This window comes from Tepidimonas thermarum, assembly GCF_007556705.1.
Classification (GTDB): Bacteria; Pseudomonadota; Gammaproteobacteria; order Burkholderiales; family Burkholderiaceae_C; genus Tepidimonas; species Tepidimonas thermarum.
Map to the genome: position 1 here is coordinate 14,202 of NZ_VJOL01000010.1, position 22,279 is coordinate 36,480.

The window sequence follows — 22,279 nt, forward strand, 5'->3', positions numbered from 1 at the left end:
TCGGCACCCAAACCGAGCATGGGGGTCATCAAGTGGTCTCCTCGTGTCCGTCGCGGGTTGACCAACCGCGGGCTTGCGTTGCGGCCGCTCGTCAGGCCTTGCCGCGCAGTTCGCGGCGCAGGATCTTGCCGACGTTGCTCTTGGGCAGCTCCTCGCGGAACTCGATGTACTTGGGCCGCTTGTAGCCGGTCAGGTTGTCGTGGCAGAAGCGCATCACCTGCTCTTCGGTCAGCGTCGGGTCGCTGCGCACCACGTAGAGCTTGACCGCCTCGCCGGAGTGCGGATCGGGCACACCCACCGCGGCGCACTCCAGCACCCCCGGGCAGGTGGACACCACGTTGTCGATCTCGGTCGGGTAGACGTTGAAGCCCGAGACGATGATCATGTCCTTTTTGCGATCGACGATGCGGATGTAACCACGCTCGTCCATGATGCCGATGTCGCCGGTGCGCATGTAGCCGTCGGGGGTGAAGACCTTGGCCGTTTCCTCGGGCTTGTTGTAGTAGCCCTGCATCACGTTGGGCCCGCGGATGCAGATTTCGCCCGTTTCACCGGGTGCCAGGTCGCGCCCCTCATCGTCTTTGATGGCAATCTCCACACTGGGCAGTGGCAGACCGATGGTGCCGGTGAATGCGGTGTTGGTCACCGGGTTGTTGGTGCCGATGGCGCAGGTCTCGCTCATGCCCCAGCCTTCGATCATGGCACAGCCGGTGACCTTTTGCCACTGGCGCGCCGTGCCTTCCGAGGCGGCCATTCCGCCCGCCTGCGACAACACGAGCGAGGAAAAATCCAGCTGCCGAAAGCGCGCATTGGCCAGCAGTCCGTTGAACAGCGTGTTGACCGCCGGCAGCACGTGGAACGGCCGGCTCTTGAGCACCTCGACGAACTTGGGGATGTCGCGCGGGTTGGGGATGAGCGTGGCGTGCCCGCCCTGGCGCATGACCAGCAGCATGAGCGTCAGCGCAAAGATGTGGTAGAGCGGCAGCGCCATGATGTGGTTGGTGCGCCGCGGATCGCCCACCTTGTCCAGCGCCGGGGCAAACCACGCCTCGGCCTGCAGGATGGCGGCGATGATGTTACCGTGGGTGAGCACCGCCCCTTTGGACAGCCCGGTGGTGCCACCGGTGTACTGCAAAAAGGCGATGCTGTTGCGGTCCACCGTTGCGGGCTTGAGCGTGAGGGCCTGGCCGGCTTCGAGCGCGCGGCGAAACGGCACGATGGTGCGCACCCCGTGCGGCCCCTGCAGCGGCAGTTTGAAGGCGGGCACCAGCTTGGCCACATGGCGCACCAAAAAGGTCATCCAACGCCCGTACCACGGCCCCAGCAAATCGCCAAAGCTCGCCACCACCACATGGCGCACGGGCGTGTGGTCGATGACTTCCTCCAGCGTGTGGGCGAAGTTTTCCAGGATGACGATCGCCTCGGCCCCCGAGTCGGTGAGCTGGTGCTCCAGCTCGCGCGCGGTGTAGAGCGGGTTGACGTTGACGCAGGTGTAGCCAGCGCGCAAGACGGCGGCCATGGTGACCAGAAACTGCGGCAAATTGGGCAGCATGATGGCCACGCGCGCACCGGCGGGCAACCCCAGCGACTGCAGGTAAGCCCCCAGCGCCGCGCTGTAGCGGTCGAGCTGGCCATACGTCATCCAGCGGTCCATGCAGACCGACGCCGGGTCCTGGGGATGGCGGCGAAACGCCTGCTCCAGCAGTTGCACCAGCGAGGGGTACTGGGTCGGGTCGATGTCGGCGGGCACGCCGGGTGGGTAGCTCGAGAGCCAGATTCGTTCCATGGCAAGGTCGCAGTGGGCAAGGCCACCCATTGTCGGGCAGGCCGTCGCGCGTCCGCTCAGGGGATGCCCCTAGAAGCTGTCGCGCACGGCACAATTGACGCCCCCTTGGGGCCGCGCGGCGGTCGCTTCGGCGGTGGGGGCCATTCGGGAAAACCCTGACAAGCGGCGGCCATTCCCGTATCATCCCGTCATGATCGCGCCCGCTGCGTCCCCCAGCACCGTGGCGCCCCCGCGTGGGGCGCGCGTGCCGGTGCGCGACCTGCCCGCCGCCACCGAGCCCGGACCGGCGCGCCGGCGCGCGCGGGCCCCCATCCGCACCCTGGACGCCAGCCACCGCGACGCCATCCTGCGCCATTTGCTGGCCCTGGGCGAGCGCGACCGCTACCTGCGCTTTGGCTACGCGGCGCAGGACGAGCACATCCGGCGCTATGTGGAGGGGCTGCGCTTCGGCCTGGATGAGGTGTTTGGCATCTTCAACCGCCGGCTCGAGCTCATTGCCATGGCGCATCTGGCCTACCTGGTCTCGCCCGAGCGGGGCAGCGACAGCGCCGAATTCGGGGTCAGCGTCAGCGCGCACGCGCGCGGCCGCGGCTACGGGCATCAGCTGTTTGCGCGCGCTCTGGCGCATGCCCGCAACCATGGGGTGCGCTACCTCTACATCCACGCGCTGAGCGAAAACGGCCCCATGTTGCGCATCGCGCGCAGCGCCGGCGCCACCGTGGTGCAGCACGCGGGCGAGAGCGAGTGCCATCTGGAGGTGCCACCGGCGGATTTCGAATCCCACCTCAGCGAGTTCTGGGAGGAGGAGGTGGCGCGCACCGATTACTGGATCAAGGCCCTGCGCCGCTGGGGCCGGCGGCTGCTGGATCTGTTGCGCTGGCGCCGCTGAACGCGCGGCCGCCGATGGCGGATGGCCGCGCATGGCACGGCCGGCGCTGCCCTGTTGTATCCTCCCCTTGTCGCAACCCTTGCCCACACCCGTGGCCGATCCTTCCCCTACGCCATCGCCGCACACCAGCGTGCGGCCCGAAGACAAACGAACCCTGCTGCAGCGGCTGGTGGAGTTTCTCCACCCCGGGCCCGACTCCAAAGACGAGCTGATGGAGGCGCTGGCCGACGCCGAGGACAATGCCGTCATCGACGCCGAATCGCGCGCGATGCTCGAAGGGGTCATCCGCATCGCGGACATGACCGCGGGTGACGTGATGGTGGCTGCCCCGCGCATGGATGCGCTCGACATCCAGGCGCCCTACGCCGAGCTGCTCAACACCGTGATCGACACCGGCCATTCGCGCTTTCCGGTGTACGAGGGCGAGCGCGACAACATCATCGGGATTTTGTTGGCCAAGGATTTGCTCAAGCTGCAGCGCGCGCCCGAGCTCAACATCCGCACGCTGCTGCGGCCGGCCGTGTTCGTGCCCGAGAGCAAGGGCCTCAACGACCTGCTGCGGGAGTTTCGCGGCAACCGCAACCACCTGGCCATCGTCATCGACGAGTTTGGCCGCGTGGCCGGCCTGATCACCATCGAGGACGTGCTGGAGGAAATCGTCGGCGAGATCGAAGACGAGTTCGACGACGAAAGCGACACCGGTGACATTTTTGCGCTCGCCGACGGCACCTGGCGTGTCAGCGGCGACACACCCATCGAGCGCGTCAACGACTGGTTCCAGGTCGCGCTGCCCTGCGAAGACTTCGACACCATCGGCGGCTACATCGCCCATGCCATGGGCCATGTGCCGCGGCGTGGGGAGTCCTTCGAGGTCGCCGGCCTAGTGTTTCGCGTGCAGCACGCGCGCGCCGGTGCGGTGCGCTGGTTCAAGGTGACGCGCGCGCCGGCATGAAGGCGTGGGCGCGCCCCGCCGCACGCGCGGCCTGGGTCCAGGGCGGTGGCCCGCTGGCGCTCGTGGCGCTGGCGGGTTGGGGGCACGCCGCGGCGCTGGCGTGGCCCTGGCCCTGGACGCTGGCGCCGTGGTTGCGCCCCGGCCAACCCGTGGCGTGGCTGCACGGTCTGAGTCTGGCGCTGTTGGTGTGGGCGCTGGCGCGCGCGCCCTCGGCCACCGCGGCGGCCGCCCGGGCGGCGGTCTATGCCACCGCCTGGCTGGCCGGCACCTTCTGGTGGCTGTTCGTCTCCATGCACACCTACGGCGGGCTGGCCGCGCCGCTGGCGGCGGCGGCGGTGCTGGCGCTGGCGGCCTTTTTGGCGCTGGACTACGCCGTGGCCGCCGGCCTGTGGTGGCGCTGGCGCGCCGCGGCGCCCGTCGCGCGGGTGCTGGCCTTTGCCGCGCTGTGGACGCTGGCGGAGCTGGCGCGCGGTGTGCTCTGGACCGGTTTTCCCTGGGGGGCTGGGGGCTATGCGCAAATCGACGCCCTGGGCTGGCTGGCACCCTGGGTGGGGGTGTATGGCATGGGGGCGGTGGCGGCGGCCCTGGCCGCGGCCCTGGCCGTGGGTGGCCAGCGGGGGCGCGTGGCTGCGGCGGGTTTGGCGCTGGCCGTGTGGGCCGTCCCGGGCAGCGGGGCGTGGCTGGCCGAGCGCTTGCCCGACCCCACCCAGCCGGCGGGCACGCTGCCCGTGCGGCTGCTGCAGGGGGCGATTGCACAGGACCTGAAATTCGACCCCGAGGCCGGGGTGCCGCTGGCGCTGGGCTGGTACGGCCAGGCGCTGGTGCGCGCCAGCGCGGACCCTGCGCTGGCCGGTGGTCTGGTGGTGGCGCCGGAGACCGCGATTCCGCTGCTGCCGCAAGACATCGATGCCGACTACTGGCGTGCCCTGGCGCAGGCGGTCCGCGCCGGCCGGGTGGCGGTGCTGCTGGGCGTGCCGTTGGGCAGCTTCGAGCGGGGCTACACCAATTCGGTGGTGGGGTGGCGGCCGCCGCCAAGCGGCGAGGCGGCCCCGTCAGAGCCGGACGCTGACCCGTTTGGTGCGCTCAGCGTCTACCGCTACGACAAGCAGCACCTGGTGCCCTTTGGCGAGTTCATCCCGCCCGGCTTTCGCTGGTTCACCGATCTCATGCACATCCCGCTTGGCGACTTTGCGCGCGGCGCCTTGCCGCAGCCGCCGTTTGAGTGGGCCGGCCAGCGCATCGCGCCCCACGTCTGCTACGAAGACCTGTTTGGCGAGGAGTTGGCCGCGGGCTTTCGCGATGCCGATCGGGCGCCGACGGTGCTGGTCAACGTCAGCAATGTCGCCTGGTTTGGCGATACGGTGGCCATCGACCAGCACCGCCACATCTCGCGCCTGCGCGCGCTGGAGCTGGGGCGCCCCTTGGTGCGTGCCACCAACACCGGCGCGACGGCCGCCATCGACCACCGTGGCCGCGTGGTGGCCGAGCTGCCGCGCTGGCAACGCGGCGCACTCGACGCCACCGTGCAGCCGCGCACCGGGATGACACCCTACGCCGCCTGGGTGTCGCGCTGGGGGCTGTGGCCGCTGGCGGGCGTTTGCCTGGCGCTGCTGGTGTGGTTGCGCCCGCGGCGCAGCCATCGCCGTCTTGCGCGCTAAAGCGCCGCGGTCCTATCGGCGCCTAATGCCCACCTAAAATCCACCCACCATGCTCACCTTCCAACAAATCATCCTCAAGCTCCAGTCGTACTGGGATGCCCAGGGCTGTGCCCTGCTGCAGCCCTACGACATGGAAGTGGGGGCCGGCACCAGCCACACGGCCACCTTTTTGCGTGCCATCGGCCCCGAGCCGTGGAAAGCGGCCTACGTGCAGCCCAGCCGCCGTCCCAAGGATGGGCGCTACGGCGAAAACCCCAACCGCCTGCAGCACTACTACCAGTACCAGGTGGTGCTCAAACCCGCGCCCAGCAACATCCTGGAGCTCTACCTGGGCAGCCTGCAGGCGCTGGGCTTCGACCTGAAAAAGAACGACATCCGCTTCGTCGAGGACGACTGGGAGAACCCGACCCTGGGCGCCTGGGGCCTGGGCTGGGAAGTCTGGCTCAACGGCATGGAGGTGACGCAGTTCACCTACTTCCAGCAAGTCGGCGGCATCGACTGCAAACCCATCACGGGTGAAATCACCTACGGCCTGGAGCGCCTGGCCATGTACCTGCAGGGCGTGGAAAACGTCTACGACCTGACCTACGCCCCCGGCCTGACCTACGGCGACGTGTTCCACCAGAACGAGGTGGAGCAATCGGCCTACAACTTCGAGCACTCCGACGCCGACTTTCTGTTCACCGCATTTGCCGCGCACGAGCGGCAGGCCAAGCACCTGATGGAGCAGCAGCTCGCCCTGCCGGCGTACGAACAGGTGCTCAAGGCCGCGCACACCTTCAACCTGCTGGATGCGCGTGGTGCCATCAGCGTGACCGAGCGTGCCGCCTACATCGGCCGCATCCGCAACCTGGCGCGCAGTGTGGCGCAAAGCTACCTGGACAGCCGCGCACGCCTGGGTTTTCCCATGGCCCCGCGCGCCTGGGCCGATGAGGTGTTGGGCCAGATGCAACCCAAGAAGGTGGCCGCATGACGAACCACACCGCCAGCCTGTTGGTGGAGCTCTTCGTCGAGGAGCTGCCCCCCAAAGCCCTGCGTACGCTGGGCGAATCCTTTGCCCGCGTGCTGGCCGACCAGCTGCGCGAGCAGGGCCTGGTCGAGGCCGATGCCGTGTTGACCCCGTACGCCAGCCCGCGCCGGCTGGCCGCGCACCTGAGCGCCGTGCGCGCCCGGGCCGATGACCGCGCGGTCCAGCTCAAGCTGATGCCGGTGGCCGTGGGGCTGGACGCGCAGGGTCAACCGACGCCGGCGCTGCTCAAAAAGCTCGCATCCCTGGGCGTGGACACGGCCGATACCACCGCCGTGCTGGCGCGCCTGCGCCGCCAGCCCGACGGCAAGGCCGAGTCGCTCTATTGGGACAGTGTGGTGGCGGGCGCCACCTTGCAGGCCGGCCTGCAAAAGGCGCTCGATGAGGCGCTGCGCCGCCTGCCCATCCCCAAGGTCATGACCTACCAGCTGGCGGATGGCTGGAGCAGCGTGCACTTCGTGCGTCCGGCCCATGCGTTGGTCGCCTTGCACGGCGACCAGGTGGTGCCGGTGCAGGCCCTGGGGCTGACCGCCGGCCGCCACACCCACGGCCACCGTTTCGAGGCGGTGGGCGACCCGATCGAACTGCCGCACGCCGACGCCTACGCGGACGTGCTGCGGCGCGAGGGGGCCGTCATCGCCAGCTTTGCCGAGCGGCGCGCCGAGATCGCGCGCCAGTTGGCCGAGGCCGCGGGCCGCGTCGGCGGCGGCTGCCGTCCCATCGAGGACGAGGCGCTGCTCGACGAGGTCACCGCGCTGGTCGAGCGCCCGAACGTGCTGGTGTGCCAGTTCGACCCGGCGTTTTTGGAAGTGCCGCAGGAGTGCCTGATCCTGACGATGAAGGCCAACCAGAAGTACTTCCCGCTGCTCGATGCGCAGGGGCGGCTGACCAACCGCTTCCTGGTGGTGAGCAACATCACGCCCGACGACCCCAGCGCCGTGGTCACCGGCAACGAGCGTGTGGTGCGCCCGCGCCTGGCCGACGCCCGGTTCTTCTACGACCAGGACCGCAAGCGCCCGCTGGAGTCGCGCGTGCTGGGGCTGGCCAAGGTGGTCTACCACAACCAGCTCGGCACCCAGGGCGAGCGGGTCGAGCGCGTTGCGGCGATCGCGCGCGCCATCGCCGCGCGTCTGGGCGACGAGGCGCTGGTGCGCTTGGCCGACCGCGCCGCGCTGCTGGCCAAGGCCGACTTGCTGACCGACATGGTGGGCGAGTTCCCCGAGCTGCAGGGCACGATGGGGCGCTACTACGCCCTGCACGATGGCGAGGACGCGCGCGTGGCCGACGCCATCGAAGACCACTACAAACCCCGCTTTGCCGGCGACGAGCTGCCGCGCAACCCCGTAGGGCTGTGCGTGGCGCTGGCCGACAAGCTGGAGACGCTGGTGGGCCTGTTTGGCATCGGCAGCCTGCCCACCGGCGACAAGGACCCGTATGCGCTGCGCCGCCACGCGCTCGGTGTGGTGCGCATGCTCATCGAGCGCGACCTGCCGCTGGAGCTGCCTGCCCTCATCGACGCGGCGGTGCCGGTGTTTGGCGAGCGCATCCGCGACCCGCGCGAGGCGCTCACCGCCTTCATCTACGACCGGCTGGCGGTCAACCTGCGCGAGCAGGGCTACCGCGCGCAGGAGGTGGACGCGGTGCTGTCGCTGCGCCCGGCGCAGCTGCGCGAAGTCCCGCGCCGGCTGGTGGCGGTGCGTGCCTTTGCCGACTTGCCCGAAGCACCGGCGCTGGCTGCGGCCAACAAGCGCGTGGGCAACATCTTGCGCAAGGCCGACGGCACGGTGCCGGCCGCGGTGGACCCGGCGCTTTTGCGCGAGCCGGCCGAGCAGGCCCTGCACCAGGCGCTGTTGGCGGTGCAACCCGCCGCCGACGCCGCGTACGAGGCGGGCGACTACACCGGCAGCCTGCAGCGGCTGGCTGCGCTCAAAGCGCCGGTGGATGCGTTCTTCGACGGCGTCATGGTCAACGCCGACGACGCCGCGCTGCGTGCCAACCGGCTGGGGTTGCTCACGCTGCTGCACCGCGCCATGAACCGCGTCGCCGACCTTGCGCGCCTGGCGGCTTGAGCGGGGAGAGTGGCCATGCCCGCGCGCGATCTCAAGCTGGTGGTCATCGACCGCGACGGCACCCTCAACCGCGATCCGGAAGACTTTTTGCACGGTCCGCAGGACTGGCAGCCGCTGCCCGGCGCGCTGGAGGCGGTGGCGCGGCTCAACCAGGCGGGGTGGCGCGTGGTCATCGCGTCCAACCAATCCGGGCTGGGGCGCGGCTTGTTCGACGTCGAAACCCTCAACGCGGTGCACGCGCGCATGCACAAAGCCCTCGCGCAAGCGGGCGGGCGCATCGAGGCGGTGTTTTTCTGCCCCCACGCCCCAGAGGACGCGTGCGACTGCCGCAAGCCTGCGCCGGGGCTGTTGTTGCAGATCGCGCAGCGCTACGGCGTGCCCCCGTCCCAGCTGGTGGTGGTGGGGGACTCGGTGCGCGACGTTGGCGCGGGCGTGGCCGCCGGTTGTGACACCCATCTGGTGCTCACTGGCCAATCGGCCGTGCACCGCAACGGCACCCGCCCGCCAGACCTGCCGCCCGGCGTGACCGTGCACGACGATTTGCTGGCGTTTGCCGATGCGCTCATCGCCCGCGATGCGGCGGGGACAGCGCAGGAGCGGTCATGAACGCGCTGCGCTCCTGGCTGCACCTGCTGTTCATGGGGGTGACCGTGGTGCCCTGGGCCACGGCGGCGGTCGTGATGTCGCCGTTCGTCTCGGCCAACCGGCTGTACTGGTTTTGCATCGGCTGGGTGCGGCTGCAGGTATGGGCCGCGCGTTGGATGCTGGGCATCCGCAACGAGGTCATCGGCTGGGAAAACCTGCCGCTGGGCGAGACCGCACCGGCCATTTTGTTGGCCAAGCACCAATCCACCTGGGAGACGTTTTGTCTGCCCGCCATCATGCCGCACCCACTGGCCTTCGTGTTCAAGAAGGAGCTGCTCTACATCCCCTTTTTCGGCTGGGCCTTGGGCCGGCTGGACATGGTGCACATCGACCGCGGCAAGCGCGCCCAGGCGTTCCAGCGCGTGGTGGAGCAGGGGCGGCGGTTGCTGGCGCGGGGGGTGTGGGTGATCATGTTTCCCGAGGGCACGCGGGTGGCGCGCGGGGCGCGCGGCCATTACAAAAGCGGTGGCACGCGGCTTGCGGTGCAAACCGGCGCGCCCGTCATCCCGATTGCCGTCACCTCGGGGCGCTGCTGGCCGCGCCGCGCGATCGTCAAGCGCCCCGGGACGGTGGTGTTTTCGATCGGCCGGCCGATTCCCAGCGTGGGCCGCGACCCGGACGAGCTGATGCGCGAGGTCGAAGACTGGATCGAGGCCGAAATGCGCCGCCTGGACCCGGAGGCCTACCGTGACGTTCCCAGCGCCACCCACGCCGGCTGATGGTCGGGGGTCGGCGCCCGGGGTGCCGGCGGCAGCCGGGGCGGCGTCGTGGCGCCATCCGCGTGCCAATGCCGAGGCGACGTTGCGCGGCGTGCGTGTCGCCTACGAATTTCGACGCAGCGCCCGGCGCACCATTGGCCTGCTCGTCGGCCCCGACGGCTTGAGCGTGCGCGCCCCGCGGGGCGCGGTGTGGGCCGACATCGAGCGCTTTTTGCACCACAAAGCCGACTGGGTGCTGGCCCAGCTGCAGCGCCAGAGCCTGCGCACCCGGCCCGACTGGCCCGCGCCCACGCCGGCGCTGCTTGCCCACGCGCGCGCCACCTTTGCCGCGCGCATCGCCCATTTTGCCCCCCAGCTTGGCGTGCAGCCGGCGGCGCTGCGCGTGTCGTCGGCGCGCACGCGCTGGGGCAGCGCCAGCACGCGCGGCACCATCGCCCTGAACTGGCGCCTGGTGTGTGTGCCGCCGGCGCTGCTGGACTACGTGGTCGTGCACGAGCTGGCGCACCTGCGCGAGATGCACCATGGCGCGGCCTTCTGGGCGCTGGTGCAGGCGGTGCTGCCGGACTATGCCGAGCGGCGTGCGGCGCTGCGCCGCTACGCGCTGCGGTAACGGCCTGCGGTCAGCGTTGCGCCGCGATGGCCGCGAACGCGCCCGTCAGCGCCACCGCGTGCAGCAAGGCCGCGGCGATGGTCAGGCCGATGGCGGGCCGCAGCGCGGCGACGGCATCGCGCCGCCGCACCTGCCGCCACAGCACCGCGGCTGCAGCCAGCGACAGCGGCAGCGATGCCAGCCCCCACCACCCGGTGGGCGGTGTGATTTGTGCCCACACCGACACGGCCAGTGCGGCGTGCGCCACCAGCGCGATGGTGGTGTACAGGGCCGCTGCCATGACCGGCCCCAAGCGCACCGCCAGCGTGCGTTTGCCCACCTGGGCGTCCCACGGCGCGTCGGGCAAACCGTTGATGAGCAGGATGTTGGCCACCAGCAGGGCGAAGGGCAGCGCCGACACCAGCGGCACGGGCTGCCATTGGCCGGCCTGGCTGTGGTAGGCGCCCACCACCACCAGCCACCACGCGGCGGCCACCACCAGCTCGCCCAACCCGCGCGTCATCAGGCGCAGCGGCGGGGCGGAATAGGCCCAGCCCAGCAGCAGGCCCGCCGCGCCGATGACCAGCAGACCGCTGCCCGCGCCCAGGGCCAGCCACAGCCCGCCGGCCACCACCAGCGCTGCCAGGCCGCTGGCCAGGCGGCGCGCATCCGCGGCGCTGGCCGCACCCTGTTGGATCACGCGTGAGCCGCCGGTAAACGGCGACAGCGGCGCCGGGTTGAGCGCGTCGGCGCCGTTCAAGGCATCGTGGTAGTCGTTCCAGGCGTTGGCGGCGGCATGGGCCAACACCGCCAGCACCAGCGCCACGGTGGCGCGCAGCGCATCGAAGCCGCAGCCGCAGGCCGCTGCCATGGCCAGGCCCAGCAGCACGCCCGCCACCGTCACCCACAAAAAACCCGGCCGGCTCAGGCGCCAGGCGGCGGCAACCGATAATGCATCAGGCGGGGTCTGTGTCAGCATGGCCCCACTATAGCGCCGCGGCGTTGCGCGCGGGGCTGGCCGCGCGGGTGCATCTGCCGTAACATTGCGCACATTGACGTTTACGTCAACGTAAATTGACTGTGACGGTTCCCTTCTGAACCTTTCCTCCATCCCCATGGCGAGCAGCACCACCTACACCATCAGCGATCTGGCGCGGGAGTTCGACCTCACCACGCGCGCCATCCGCTTCTACGAAGACATGGGCCTGCTGCAGCCGCGCCGCGCCGGCCCGGGTGGGCGCAGCCGCATTTATTCGGCGCGCGACCGCACGCGCCTCAAGCTGGTCTTGCGCGCCAAGCGCCTGGGCCTGAGCCTGTCGGAGGCCAAAGAACTCATCGACATGTACGACAGCCCGCGTGACACCGGCCCGCAGCTGCGCAAGTTTTTGCAGGTGCTGGCGGCGCATCGGCGCCAGATCGAGGAGCAAATGGCCGATTTGCAGGCCACGCTCGACGAGATCAAAGCGCACGAAAAAGAAGCGCGCGCGCTGCTGGCCCGCTTGGACGAGGGGGCGCACGCGGTGCAAAACCCGGCATAATTGACGTTTACGTAAACGTCAAATGTAGGAGGCGACCCATGACCCATTTGCCCGGTCTTGACTTTCAGCTCGGTGACGAGATCGACGCGCTGCGCGACGCCGTGCGCAGCTTCGCCGAGGCGGAGATCGCGCCGCGCGCGGCCGAGATCGACCGCACCGACCAGTTTCCCATGGACCTGTGGCCCAAGATGGGCGAGTTGGGCGTGCTCGGCATCACCGTGGAGGAGGACTACGGCGGCGCGGCCATGGGCTACCTGGCCCACATGATCGCGATGGAGGAAATCAGCCGCGCCAGCGCGTCGGTGGGCCTGTCCTACGGCGCGCACTCCAACCTGTGCGTCAACCAGATCCGCCGCAACGGCACCGAGGCGCAAAAGCGCAAATACCTGCCCAAGCTCATCAGCGGCGAGCACGTGGGCGCGCTGGCGATGAGCGAGCCTGGCGCCGGCTCGGACGTGGTGAGCATGAAGCTGCGTGCCGAGGACAAGGGCGGCTACTACGTGCTCAATGGCAGCAAGATGTGGATCACCAACGGGCCGGATGCCGACACCCTGGTGGTCTACGCCAAGACCGAGCCCGAGCTGGGCGCGCGCGGCATCACCGCGTTCCTCATCGAAAAGGGCATGAAGGGCTTTTCGGTGGCGCAAAAGCTCGACAAACTGGGCATGCGCGGCAGCCACACCGGCGAGCTGGTGTTTGACAACGTCGAGGTGCCTGCCGACAACATCCTGGGCGGCCTCAACAACGGCGTCAAGGTGCTCATGAGCGGGCTGGACTACGAGCGGGCGGTGCTGGCCGCCGGGCCGGTGGGCATCATGCAGGCGGTCATGGACAACGTCATCCCCTACATCCACGACCGCAAGCAGTTTGGCCAAAGCATCGGCGAATTCCAGCTCATCCAGGGCAAGGTGGCCGACATGTACACCACGCTGCAGGCGGCGCGCTCGTTCCTCTACACCGTGGGCAAGAACCTGGACCGCCTGGGCGCGGCGCACGTGCGCCAGGTGCGCAAGGACTGCGCCAGCGTCATCCTGTGGTGCGCCGAGCAGGCCACCAAGATGGCCGGCGAGGGCATCCAGATTTTTGGCGGCAACGGCTACATCAACGAGTACCCGCTGGGCCGGCTCTGGCGTGACGCCAAGCTCTACGAGATTGGCGCGGGCACCAGCGAAATCCGCCGCATGCTGATCGGGCGCGAGCTGTTTGCGGAGACCCTGTAATGCCGCTGCGCCATCTGCTCGCGCACAACCGCGAGTGGGCCGCGCGCATGGAAGCGGAGCGCCCGGGGTTTTTCTCGGCGCTGGCGCGCCAGCAGTCGCCGCGTTACATGTGGATCGGCTGCTCCGACAGCCGCGTGCCTGCCAACCAGATCACCGGCTTGGAGCCGGGCGAGGTGTTCGTGCACCGCAACGTGGCCAACGTGGTGGTGCCCACCGACCTCAACTGCCTCTCCACCCTGCAGTACGCGGTCGACATGCTGCACGTCGAGCACGTGATGGTCGTGGGCCACTACGGCTGCGGCGGTGTGCAGGCGGCGCTGGACGGGCTGCGCGTGGGGCTGGCCGACAATTGGTTGCGCCACGTGCGCGACGTGGCCGACCGCTACGCGCGCCTGCTGCAGGCGCTGCCGGCGCCGGCGCGGCTGGACGTGCTGTGCGAGCTCAACGTCATCGAGCAGGTGCGGCACGTGGCGCAGTCCACGGTGCTGCAAGATGCCTGGGCGCGCGGGCAGGCGGTGACCGTGCACGGCTGGGTGTACGGACTGCGCGACGGCTTGCTGCAGGACTTGCAGACCTCGGTGCGGGGCGTGCACGAGGTGGAATCGGTCTACCACGCGGCGCGCGAGGCTCTGCTGCGCCGCTGTGGTCTCGATCTGTCATGATTGGGGGGCTGCTGTTTTCCGCCCGCTGACGCCATGTTGCCCCGTCGCCTCGACTCCTCCATCGCCTACGACATCGCGCGCGCGATGATCGATGGCTTCAACCGCCACTACCGGCTCTTTCGCACCGAGTCGGCCCGCGCCAAGCACCGCTTCGAGACCGCCGATTGGGCGGGCCAGCAGCGCGCCCAGCGCGAGCGCATCGAGTTCTACGACCTGCGCGTCAAGGAGTGCGTCACGCGCTTGGAGCGGGAGTTTCGCGCCTCGCAGCAGCCCATGGAGGTGTGGCAGCAGGTCAAGCTGCTCTACATCGGCATGCTGGTGGACCACCGCCAGCCCGAGCTGGCCGAGACCTTCTTCAACTCGGTCACCACCAAAATCCTGCACCGCAGCTACTTCCAAAACGACTTCATCTTCGTGCGCCCGGCCATCAGCACCGAGTACATCGAGCCCGAGGACCCCAGCGCGCACACCACCTACCGCTGCTACTACCCCAAGTCCATCGACGAGCTGCCGGCCACGCTGACGCGCCTGATCGAGGATTTTGGGCTGCGTGTGCCGTTCGAGGATTTGGCGCGCGACATCGGCGATGTGCTGGCGGCGCTGCTGCCGCTCTTTGACCACCGGCGGCTGCGCGCCAACTTCCAGATCCAGGTGCTCGACAGCCTGTTCTACCGCAACAAGGGGGCGTACGCGGTGGGCAAGCTCATCAACGGGTTTCAGGAGGTGCCGTTTGCGCTGCCCATCCTGCACGGGGCGTCCGGGCGGCTCGTCATCGACGCGCTGCTGCACGGCGAGGACGACTTGCTGATGGTGTTCAGCTTTGCGCGGGCGTACTTCATGGTGGACATGGAGGTCCCCAGCGCCTACGTGCAGTTTTTGCGCAGCATGATGCCGCGCAAGCCGCGCGCCGAGTTCTACAACGCGCTCGGGCTGGCCAAACAGGGCAAGACGCTCTTCTACCGCGACTTCCTCTACCACATGCGGCACAGCACCGACCAGTTTCGCATCGCCCCCGGCATCAAGGGCATGGTCATGCTGGTGTTCGACCTGCCCAGCTTTCCGTTTGTCTTCAAGGTCATCAAAGACCGCTTCCCGCCGCAAAAAGAGATCACGCCCGAGCAGGTGCGCGCCAAATACCAGCTCGTCAAACAGCACGACCGCGTCGGGCGCATGGCCGACACGCTCGAGTTCAGCGGCGTGGGCTTTCCGCGCGAGCGCTTCACCGACGAGCTGATCGAGGAAATCCAGCAGTACGCGCCCAGCCAGATCGAAATCGGCGACCGCAACGGCGACGGCAACGTCGAGGTCTTCCTCAAGCACGTCTACATCGAGCGGCGCATGATCCCGCTCAACATCTACCTGCAGGAGTGCTTCGACGTCCTGAGCAAGGACCCGGACAACGCCACAGCCCGCCAGCAGCTCGAGCACGCCGTCATCGAATACGGCAACGCCATCAAGGACCTGGTGGCGGCCAACATCTTCCCGGGCGACATGCTGTGGAAGAACTTTGGCATCACGCGCCACGGCAAGGTGGTGTTCTACGACTACGACGAGATCGAATACGTCACCGACTGCAACTTCCGCCGCGTGCCACCGCCGCGCGACGAGGACGATGAGCTCAGCGGCGAAATCTGGTACTCGGTGGGGCCGCGCGACGTCTTCCCCGAAACCTTTGGCCCGTTTTTGCTGGGCAACCCCTTGGTGCGCGAGGTGTTCATGCGCCACCATGCGGATTTGCTCGACGTGGCCTTCTGGCAGGGCCACAAAGAGCGCATCCTGGCCGGTCACGTGCACGACGTCTTCCCGTACGAGCAGTCGCGGCGCTTTTGCACGCAGCGCGTCGTGCCCCTGTCCCCGACGGCCGAGGCGGCCCCTGCCGCTGCGGCCGATTCCCTCCCCCAACCCGCTGGAGTCATGGCATGAGTCAAACCGATCCGATCGTCATCGTGGGTGCCGCGCGCACCCCTATGGGCAGCTTCCAGGGTGATTTCTCGGCGCTGGCGGCGCACGACCTGGGCGCGGCCGCCATCCGCGCCGCGGTCGAGCGCGCCGGCATCGCGCCCGAACAGGTCGACGAGGTGCTGATGGGCAACTGCCTCATGGCCGGGCAGGGTCAGGCGCCGGCGCGCCAGGCCGCGCTCAAGGCTGGCTTGCCCAAGAGCGCTGGCGCCGTCACGCTGTCCAAAATGTGCGGCTCGGGCATGCGCGCTGCCATGTTCGCGCACGACATGCTGGTTGCCGGCACCGCCGACGTCATGGTCGCCGGCGGCATGGAGAGCATGACCAACGCGCCGTACCTGCTGCTCAAGGGCCGCGGCGGCTACCGCATGGGCCACGACCGCGTCTTCGACCACATGATGCTCGACGGGCTGGAAGACGCCTACGAGCCCGGGCGCAGCATGGGCACCTTTGGCGAGGAGTGTGCCGCCAAATACCAGTTCACGCGCGAGCAGCAAGACGCCTTCGCCACCGAAAGCGTCAAGCGGGCGCAGCGCGCCGTCGCCGATGGCAGCTTTGCCGCCGAAATCACCCCCGTCACCGTCAAGGAGCGCAGCGGCGAGCGGGTGGTGGCCAGCGACGAAGGCCCGGCCAAGATCAAGCTCGACAAAATCCCCGCGCTCAAGCCGGCGTTCAAGAAGGACGGCACCATCACCGCGGCGTCGAGCTCGTCGATCAACGACGGTGCGGCGGCGCTGGTGCTGATGCGCGCCTCCACCGCCGAGCGGCTGGGTTGCCGGCCGCTGGCGCGCATCCTCGGCCACGCGGTGCACGCGCAAGAGCCCAACTGGTTCACCACCGCGCCGGTGGGCGCGACCCGCAAGCTGCTGGCCAAAGTGGGCTGGCAGGTGTCCGACGTGCAGCTGTGGGAGGTCAACGAAGCCTTTGCCGTGGTGCCGATGGCGCTCATGACCGAGCTGGGCGTGTCGCACGACATCGTCAATGTCAACGGCGGGGCCTGCGCGCTGGGCCATCCGATCGGCGCCAGCGGCGCGCGCATCATGGTGACCCTGATGCACGCGCTCAAGGCGCGCGGCCTCAAGCGCGGCGTGGCCACGCTGTGCATCGGCGGCGGCGAAGCCACGGCCGTGGCGCTCGAAATGCTCTGACGCCGCCGCTGCCCGCGAGCGCTGCAACCACCAGGCCCTGCCATGCTGCTGACCGACGACCAACACATGATTCGCGACGCGGTGCGCGCCTTTGCCCGCGAGCAGCTCTGGCCCCACGCCGCGCGCTGGGACCGCGAGCACACCTTCCCGCGCGAGGCGCACCAGGGCCTGGCGGCCCTGGGCTGCTATGGCGTGTGCGTGCCGGTGGACTACGGTGGGGCGGGCCTGGACTACCTGAGCCTGGCCGTGGTGCTGGAAGAAATCGCCGCCGGTGACGGCGGCACCAGCACCGCAATCAGCGTCAACAACTGCCCCGTGTGCGCCATTTTGCTGCGCTACGGCAGCGAAGCGCAAAAGCTGCGCTGGCTGGTGCCGCTGGCGCGCGGGCAGATGCTGGGCGCCTTTTGCCTGACCGAGCCGCACGTCGGCTCGGACGCAGCAAGCCTGCGCACCACGGCCCGGCGCGAGGGCGATGCCTACGTGCTCGATGGCGTCAAGCAGTTCATCACCAGCGGCAAAAACGGCCAGGTGGCCATCGTCATCGCGGTCACCGACAAAGCCGCCGGCAAGCGTGGCATGAGTGCGTTCATCGTCCCCACCGACACGCCCGGCTACCACGTCGAGCGCTTGGAGGACAAGGTGGGCCAGCACTCCAGCGACACCGCCCAAATCCGCCTGGAGGGTTGCCGCATCCCGCTGGACCACCGCATCGGCGAGGAGGGCGAAGGCTACAAGATCGCCCTGTCGGCGCTCGAAGGCGGGCGCATCGGCATCGCCGCGCAAAGCATCGGCATGGCGCGCAGCGCGCTGGAGGTGGCCATCGACTACGCCAAGCAGCGCGAGAGCTTTGGCAAGCCCATCTTCGAGCACCAGGCGGTGGGTTTCCGGCTGGCCGAGGCGGCCGCCAAACTGGAGGCCGCGCGCCAGCTCACCTGGCACGCCGCCGCCCTGCGCGACGCTGGCCAGCCCTGTCTGAAAGAGGCCGCCATGGCCAAGCTCATCGCCAGCGAAACCGCCGAATGGGTCTGCTCGGCGGCCATCCAAACGCTGGGCGGCTACGGCTACGTCAGCGACTTCCCGGTCGAGCGCATCTGGCGCGACGTGCGCGTGTGCCAGATCTACGAGGGCACCAGCGACGTGCAAAAAATCCTCATCCAGCGCGCGCTATAGGGGGCAGGGCCCCTGTGCGCGTATGGGGGGTTATCGGCACTGCAGGAGTGATAGTCGAGGTCAACGGCGGCCGCGTCCGAAATTTCATATAGGACGTGCTATGCTCGCGTCCCCATGACCCATCGCCTGCATGTCGTGGTCCCGCTGACCACCGACGACCCCGAACACCGCCGCCGCTTGACCGAGCTGCAGGCGGTTTTCGCGCAGGCGTGCAACCTGCTGGCGCCGCAGGTGCGGCAGCACCGGTGCTGGAACCGGGTGGCGCTGCACCACCTGGCCTATCGCCAGCTGCGCCAAGCCTTGCCGCAGCTGGGCTCGCAAATGGCGTGCAACGCGATCTACTCGGTGTGCCGCACGGCGCGCCTCGTCTATCAGCACCCGAACAGCCCGTTTGCGCTGGCGCGCTGGGGCGAGCGCCCGCTGCCGCTGCTGCGGTTTGCGCCCGACTGCCCGGTGTACTTCGACCGCCACACGCTCAGCGTGCGGCCCCAGGGGCTGTCCCTGTTCACGCTGGACGGTCGCATGCGGTTCGACCTATCGTTGCCCGCCCAGCTCCTGCAGGCCATTGCCACCATGCGTTTGCGCGAGGTGGTGCTCAACCGCAGCGCTGACGGCGGGTTTCGGCTCGCGTTTTCCCTCAGCGCCGCCGCTGGGGATGCGCCGACCGAAGACGAGGCACAGCTCTGGGTCGACGCCGGCGCGCCAGTGGCGCCGTCGCTTCAATTGCCATCGTACCTTGACGTGGAAGTTTCCCATGAATCCGTCTAACCCAGCCGCCGTGGCCCACCCCGGCGAGCTCCAAGATGCGCTGCGGCCGCTGTGGCCCGTGGTGCGTCGCGCGTGGCTGTACGCGGCCGTGGCATCGCTGTTGGTGCTGGCGCCCACGTTCTACATGTTCGAGGTGTACGGGCGCGTGCTCAACAGCCGCAACCACAACACGCTGCTGATGCTCACCCTGGGCGTCGTGCTGGCCTACGCCGTCATGGAGCTGCTCGAATGGTCCCGCGCCGAAATCCTGCGCGAGGTGGGGGCCTGGTTCGATCGGCGCATGGCCCCCCGCATCGTCGATGCCATCCACGAATTCAACCTGCGCCGCCTGGGCTCGGCCAACGTACAGCCGATGGCCGACCTGCGCATCGTGCGCGACTTCTTCCACCATCCGGTGGTGGCCGCCGCTATGGAGGCGCCAGTGGCGCTGGTCTTTTTGCTGGTGTTGTTTGGGATTCATCCGGTGCTGGGGTGGGCGGCCCTGCTGGGGGCACTCATCCAGGCGGGCCTGGCCTGGTGGAACGAGCGCCTGACCCAACCGCCCCTGAGTGCCGCCAACCGCAGCGGCATCGCTGCGCAGCAAAGCGCCGAGGGCATGCTGCGCAATGCCGAGGTGGTGCACGCCATGGGCATGCTGCGCAGCCTACGCCAGCGCTGGTGGACGCTGCAGCAAGAGATGCTGCAGCACCAGGCCGTCGCCTCCAACCGCGCGGGCGCGTTCTCGGCCGTCACCAAGTGGATCCAAATCGTGTGGTCGTCCCTGTTGCTGGGGCTGGGCGCCTGGTTGGTGCTGGAAAACACGCTGCCCGGCGGGGCGGGGATGATGATCGTCGGCTCGGTGCTGGGTGGCCGCGTGCTGGCACCGATGGTGCAGCTCATCACCCAATGGCGTGCCGTCGTTGGCGTGCGCGATGCCTGGGGTCGCCTGCACCAGATGCTGTCCCAAATGCCCCCGGCCGCACCGGCCATGGCACTGCCCACGCCGCGTGGACACCTTGTCGCCGAAGGCCTGATCATCGCCCCGCCGGGGGGACAGCAGGCGTTGCTGCGCAACGTTGTCTTCGAGCTCAAGCCTGGCGAAGTGATGGCGGTCGTCGGCCCTTCCGGGGCGGGCAAGACCACGCTGGCGCGTGCCCTGGTGGGCTTGTGGCCCTCGATGGCGGGCAAAGTGCGCCTTGACGGCGCCGACGTCTATGCCTGGCGCAAAGACGATCTCGGCCCGCACATCGGCTACCTCCCGCAGGGTGTCGAGCTGCTGGAGGGCACGATTGCCGACAACATCGCGCGCTTTGGTCACGTGGATGCGCGCCGGGTGCGCGAGGCCGCCGAGCTCGTCGATCTGCACACCCTCATCGAAACCCTGCCCAACGGCTATGACACCGACATCGGCGCCGACGGCTTGGTGCTCTCGGGCGGTCAGCGCCAACGCGTCGGCCTGGCGCGCGCCCTGTACGGCGACCCGGTTCTGGTCGTCCTTGACGAGCCCAATGCCAGCCTCGACGAGGCAGGCGACCAGGCGCTGGCGCGCGCCATCCAGACCCTCAAGGCGCGCGGCACCACCTTCGTCGTCATCACCCACCGCACCAGCATCTTGCCGGTGGTGGACAAGATGCTGGTCCTGGTCGATGGCGCGGTGCGCGCCTTTGGCCCGCGCGACGACGTGCTTGCCGCGCTTCGTGGCGCGCCGCCTGCGGGTGGCGCCCCCGTACCCAGCACCGCAACGGCAGGAGCCGCCGCATGACCTCTCAAGCCCCTACCACCCCTCCCGCGAGCGAGCTGCGCCAGACGCTGTGGGCGTTTCGGCGCGAGTTCTACGCCGTCGGCTGGTTCAGCCTCGTGGCCAACGTGCTCATGCTCACGCCCACGCTGTACATGCTCCAAATCTACGACCGTGTGCTCGTGGGGCGCAGCGAACTGACGCTGCTGGCCGTCAGCGTGCTGGCCCTGGTGCTCCTGGGCATCATGGCCGTGGCCGAGTGGATGCGCTCGCGCGTGCTGGTGCGCGCCGGCATGCGCATCGATGATGTGCTCAGCCGCCGGGTGTTCCAAGCGTCTTTCGACGCCAGCCTCAGCCCGCTGGACCGCACGCAGACCCGGGCTCTGGCCGATTTGACCGAGCTGCGTCAGTTCATCACGGGCAACGGCATCTTTGCGTTTTTCGACCTGCCCTGGGTGCCCATCTACATCGGGGTGTTGTTCCTCATGCACCCGTGGCTGGGTGTCCTCGCGGTGATGTTTGCCATCGTTCAGGGTGGCTTGGCGTGGTGGGGGCACCACCGCGCGCTGTCGCCCACCCAGGCCCTACAGCGCTTGCAGGCCGACGAAAACCGCTTCCTGCAGGCCAAGCTGCGCAACGCCGAGGTCGTGCAGGCGATGGGCATGCTGCCTGGCCTCAAGCAGCGCTGGCAGCAGCGGCACGAGGAGGTGCTCGACCAACACGCCCGCGTGCAGGCCCGCGCCCACCAGGTCACGGCCTGGAGCAAATTTATCCGTTACTGCCAGCAATCCTTCATGCTCGGGGCGGGGGCGCTGCTGGCCATCGACGGTCAAATCACCCCCGGCGCCATGATCGCCGCCAACGTCCTGGCCTCGCGCGCGCTCGCCCCCATCGACCTGCTGGTGGGCACCTGGAAGGCGTTTCTCAGCGCGCGCGGCGCCTACCAGCGGCTCGAGCAGCTGCTGCAACGCTACCCCGCCGCGTCGCAGGCGCTGCGCCGCCTTGCGCCCCAGGGGCAGCTCGAGCTGCGTGCGGTGGTGGCCACCGCCGCCGGTCGCCAGCAGCCCATCCTGCACGGGATCGACCTGCAGTGCGCGCCCGGCACCGTCACGGTCGTCATGGGGCCGTCGGGGTCCGGCAAGTCCACGCTGGCGCGCGTGATGGTGGGCATCTGGCCTGCCGAACACGGCCAGATCCTGCTCGACAACGCCCCGCTGCACCACTGGGACCGCGACGAACTCGGGCCCCACATCGGTTATTTGCCGCAGGACATCGAACTGTTTGACGGCACGATCGCGCAAAACATCGCGCGCATGGCCGAACCCGATGCCGCCGCCGTCGTGGCCGCCGCGCGCCGCACCGGCTTGCACGAAACCATCCTGCGCTTTCCCAAGGGCTACGACACCCCCATGGGGGAGGCGGGCGGACTGCTCTCCGGGGGCCAGCGGCAACGCATCGCGCTGGCGCGCGCGCTCTACGGCGACCCGCGCCTTGTCGTGCTTGATGAGCCCAACGCCAACCTTGACGAGGTCGGTGAAGCCGCCCTGCAGCGCGCGCTGCAGGAGCTCAAAGCCAACGGCCGCACCGTCGTCGTCGTTTCCCACCGGCCCGGCGTGCTGGCCGCCGCCGATCGCGTTGTGCTCATGCGCGACGGGCGCATCGAGCGTCAGGGCCCGCGTGACGAGGTGCTGGCCCAGCTGGCCATTGCCCGCCAAGCCGCGCCTGCAGCCCCTCTGGCGGCCCGGCCCGCTACCGCCTAACCC

The 22,279-nt window shown here is 69.1% G+C and carries 19 protein-coding genes; 17 read left to right on the forward strand and 2 right to left on the reverse strand.

Translation table 11 applies throughout. The annotated features are described in order from the left end of the window. Positions 1–91 precede the first annotated feature (91 nt). A complete protein-coding gene (locus Tther_RS04145; protein WP_143901241.1) occupies positions 92–1,786 on the reverse strand; it encodes an AMP-binding protein in 1,695 nt (564 codons plus the stop codon). 190 nt (positions 1,787–1,976) lie between these two features. Between Tther_RS04145 and Tther_RS04150 the strand changes: the two genes are divergently transcribed. The 8 genes from Tther_RS04150 (at position 1,977) to Tther_RS04185 (ending at position 10,355) form a co-directional block, all read left to right on the forward strand. Continuing rightward, the gene (locus Tther_RS04150) at positions 1,977–2,675 is read left to right on the forward strand and encodes a GNAT family N-acetyltransferase (RefSeq protein ID WP_143901242.1); all 699 of its coding nucleotides are present in this window, start codon (positions 1,977–1,979) and stop codon (positions 2,673–2,675) included. A 91-nt stretch (positions 2,676–2,766) separates the two neighbouring features. Beyond that, positions 2,767–3,627 carry a CorC family transporter gene (locus Tther_RS04155; protein WP_246098905.1) on the forward strand — a complete coding sequence of 287 codons (861 nt, stop codon included), beginning with the start codon at positions 2,767–2,769 and terminating at the stop codon, positions 3,625–3,627. Then, positions 3,624–5,285 (forward strand): apolipoprotein N-acyltransferase, encoded by a 1,662-nt coding sequence (gene lnt, locus Tther_RS04160; protein ID WP_143901246.1) that lies wholly within the window; start codon positions 3,624–3,626, stop codon positions 5,283–5,285. The genes Tther_RS04155 and lnt overlap by 4 nt, the downstream gene beginning before the upstream one ends. Positions 5,286–5,334: 49 nt before the next feature. Further along, positions 5,335–6,258, forward strand: a complete 924-nt coding sequence (gene glyQ / locus Tther_RS04165; protein WP_143901248.1) for a glycine--tRNA ligase subunit alpha — start codon at positions 5,335–5,337, stop codon at positions 6,256–6,258. Then, positions 6,255–8,381 (forward strand): glycine--tRNA ligase subunit beta, encoded by a 2,127-nt coding sequence (glyS, locus tag Tther_RS04170; protein ID WP_143901250.1) that lies wholly within the window; start codon positions 6,255–6,257, stop codon positions 8,379–8,381. The genes glyQ and glyS overlap by 4 nt, the downstream gene beginning before the upstream one ends. Before the next feature lie 15 nt (positions 8,382–8,396). Next, the gene (gene gmhB, locus Tther_RS04175; protein ID WP_143901252.1) at positions 8,397–8,987 is read left to right on the forward strand and encodes a D-glycero-beta-D-manno-heptose 1,7-bisphosphate 7-phosphatase; all 591 of its coding nucleotides are present in this window, start codon (positions 8,397–8,399) and stop codon (positions 8,985–8,987) included. After that, positions 8,984–9,745, forward strand: a complete 762-nt coding sequence (locus tag Tther_RS04180) for a lysophospholipid acyltransferase family protein (protein ID WP_143901254.1) — start codon at positions 8,984–8,986, stop codon at positions 9,743–9,745. The genes gmhB and Tther_RS04180 overlap by 4 nt, the downstream gene beginning before the upstream one ends. After that, complete coding sequence (locus Tther_RS04185) at positions 9,714–10,355, forward strand: M48 family metallopeptidase (RefSeq protein ID WP_143901256.1); 642 nt, start codon at positions 9,714–9,716, stop codon at positions 10,353–10,355. The genes Tther_RS04180 and Tther_RS04185 overlap by 32 nt, the downstream gene beginning before the upstream one ends. Before the next feature lie 10 nt (positions 10,356–10,365). Here Tther_RS04185 and Tther_RS04190 read toward each other — a convergent pair whose 3' ends face one another. Continuing rightward, entirely contained in the window at positions 10,366–11,313 is a 948-nt protein-coding gene (locus Tther_RS04190) for a prenyltransferase (RefSeq protein ID WP_143901258.1), read from the reverse strand. 136 nt (positions 11,314–11,449) lie between these two features. On the opposite strand from Tther_RS04190, the gene Tther_RS04195 reads away from it, so the two are divergent. The 9 genes from Tther_RS04195 (at position 11,450) to Tther_RS04235 (ending at position 22,276) form a co-directional block, all read left to right on the forward strand. Further along, positions 11,450–11,872 (forward strand): MerR family transcriptional regulator, encoded by a 423-nt coding sequence (locus tag Tther_RS04195; RefSeq protein WP_143901261.1) that lies wholly within the window; start codon positions 11,450–11,452, stop codon positions 11,870–11,872. 38 nt (positions 11,873–11,910) lie between these two features. Beyond that, on the forward strand, positions 11,911–13,092 hold the full coding sequence (locus Tther_RS04200) for an isovaleryl-CoA dehydrogenase (RefSeq protein ID WP_143901263.1): 1,182 nt from the start codon (positions 11,911–11,913) through the stop codon (positions 13,090–13,092). Next, positions 13,092–13,754: a carbonate dehydratase gene (can, locus tag Tther_RS04205; RefSeq protein ID WP_143901265.1), complete on the forward strand. Its 663-nt coding sequence runs from the start codon at positions 13,092–13,094 to the stop codon at positions 13,752–13,754. Before Tther_RS04200 ends, can begins: the two co-directional genes overlap by 1 nt. A gap of 33 nt (positions 13,755–13,787) precedes the next feature. Further along, entirely contained in the window at positions 13,788–15,677 is a 1,890-nt protein-coding gene (gene aceK / locus Tther_RS04210) for a bifunctional isocitrate dehydrogenase kinase/phosphatase (RefSeq protein WP_143901267.1), read from the forward strand. Continuing rightward, on the forward strand, positions 15,674–16,861 hold the full coding sequence (locus tag Tther_RS04215; RefSeq protein ID WP_143901269.1) for an acetyl-CoA C-acyltransferase: 1,188 nt from the start codon (positions 15,674–15,676) through the stop codon (positions 16,859–16,861). Before aceK ends, Tther_RS04215 begins: the two co-directional genes overlap by 4 nt. 42 nt (positions 16,862–16,903) lie before the next feature. Then, positions 16,904–18,031 (forward strand): acyl-CoA dehydrogenase family protein, encoded by a 1,128-nt coding sequence (locus Tther_RS04220; protein WP_143901271.1) that lies wholly within the window; start codon positions 16,904–16,906, stop codon positions 18,029–18,031. 114 nt (positions 18,032–18,145) lie between these two features. Beyond that, a complete protein-coding gene (locus tag Tther_RS04225; RefSeq protein WP_143901273.1) occupies positions 18,146–18,799 on the forward strand; it encodes a hypothetical protein in 654 nt (217 codons plus the stop codon). Beyond that, positions 18,786–20,540 carry a type I secretion system permease/ATPase gene (locus Tther_RS04230; RefSeq protein ID WP_143901275.1) on the forward strand — a complete coding sequence of 585 codons (1,755 nt, stop codon included), beginning with the start codon at positions 18,786–18,788 and terminating at the stop codon, positions 20,538–20,540. Before Tther_RS04225 ends, Tther_RS04230 begins: the two co-directional genes overlap by 14 nt. After that, positions 20,537–22,276 (forward strand): type I secretion system permease/ATPase, encoded by a 1,740-nt coding sequence (locus Tther_RS04235; protein WP_143901277.1) that lies wholly within the window; start codon positions 20,537–20,539, stop codon positions 22,274–22,276. The genes Tther_RS04230 and Tther_RS04235 overlap by 4 nt, the downstream gene beginning before the upstream one ends. The last annotated feature ends 3 nt before the right edge of the window (positions 22,277–22,279 follow it).

What these genes read in the sequence shown, in the direction of transcription:
- Tther_RS04145 (WP_143901241.1), bottom strand. Translation starts at nt 1,786, where the DNA reads ATGGAACGAATCTGGCTCTCGAGCTACCCACCCGGCGTGCCCGCCGAC.
- Tther_RS04150 (WP_143901242.1), top strand. Translation starts at nt 1,977, where the DNA reads ATGATCGCGCCCGCTGCGTCCCCCAGCACCGTGGCGCCCCCGCGTGGG.
- lnt (WP_143901246.1), top strand. Translation starts at nt 3,624, where the DNA reads ATGAAGGCGTGGGCGCGCCCCGCCGCACGCGCGGCCTGGGTCCAGGGC.
- glyQ (WP_143901248.1), top strand. Translation starts at nt 5,335, where the DNA reads ATGCTCACCTTCCAACAAATCATCCTCAAGCTCCAGTCGTACTGGGAT.
- glyS (WP_143901250.1), top strand. Translation starts at nt 6,255, where the DNA reads ATGACGAACCACACCGCCAGCCTGTTGGTGGAGCTCTTCGTCGAGGAG.
- gmhB (WP_143901252.1), top strand. Translation starts at nt 8,397, where the DNA reads ATGCCCGCGCGCGATCTCAAGCTGGTGGTCATCGACCGCGACGGCACC.
- Tther_RS04180 (WP_143901254.1), top strand. Translation starts at nt 8,984, where the DNA reads ATGAACGCGCTGCGCTCCTGGCTGCACCTGCTGTTCATGGGGGTGACC.
- Tther_RS04190 (WP_143901258.1), bottom strand. Translation starts at nt 11,313, where the DNA reads ATGCTGACACAGACCCCGCCTGATGCATTATCGGTTGCCGCCGCCTGG.
- Tther_RS04195 (WP_143901261.1), top strand. Translation starts at nt 11,450, where the DNA reads ATGGCGAGCAGCACCACCTACACCATCAGCGATCTGGCGCGGGAGTTC.
- Tther_RS04200 (WP_143901263.1), top strand. Translation starts at nt 11,911, where the DNA reads ATGACCCATTTGCCCGGTCTTGACTTTCAGCTCGGTGACGAGATCGAC.
- can (WP_143901265.1), top strand. Translation starts at nt 13,092, where the DNA reads ATGCCGCTGCGCCATCTGCTCGCGCACAACCGCGAGTGGGCCGCGCGC.
- aceK (WP_143901267.1), top strand. Translation starts at nt 13,788, where the DNA reads ATGTTGCCCCGTCGCCTCGACTCCTCCATCGCCTACGACATCGCGCGC.
- Tther_RS04215 (WP_143901269.1), top strand. Translation starts at nt 15,674, where the DNA reads ATGAGTCAAACCGATCCGATCGTCATCGTGGGTGCCGCGCGCACCCCT.
- Tther_RS04220 (WP_143901271.1), top strand. Translation starts at nt 16,904, where the DNA reads ATGCTGCTGACCGACGACCAACACATGATTCGCGACGCGGTGCGCGCC.
- Tther_RS04225 (WP_143901273.1), top strand. Translation starts at nt 18,146, where the DNA reads ATGACCCATCGCCTGCATGTCGTGGTCCCGCTGACCACCGACGACCCC.
- Tther_RS04230 (WP_143901275.1), top strand. Translation starts at nt 18,786, where the DNA reads ATGAATCCGTCTAACCCAGCCGCCGTGGCCCACCCCGGCGAGCTCCAA.
- Tther_RS04235 (WP_143901277.1), top strand. Translation starts at nt 20,537, where the DNA reads ATGACCTCTCAAGCCCCTACCACCCCTCCCGCGAGCGAGCTGCGCCAG.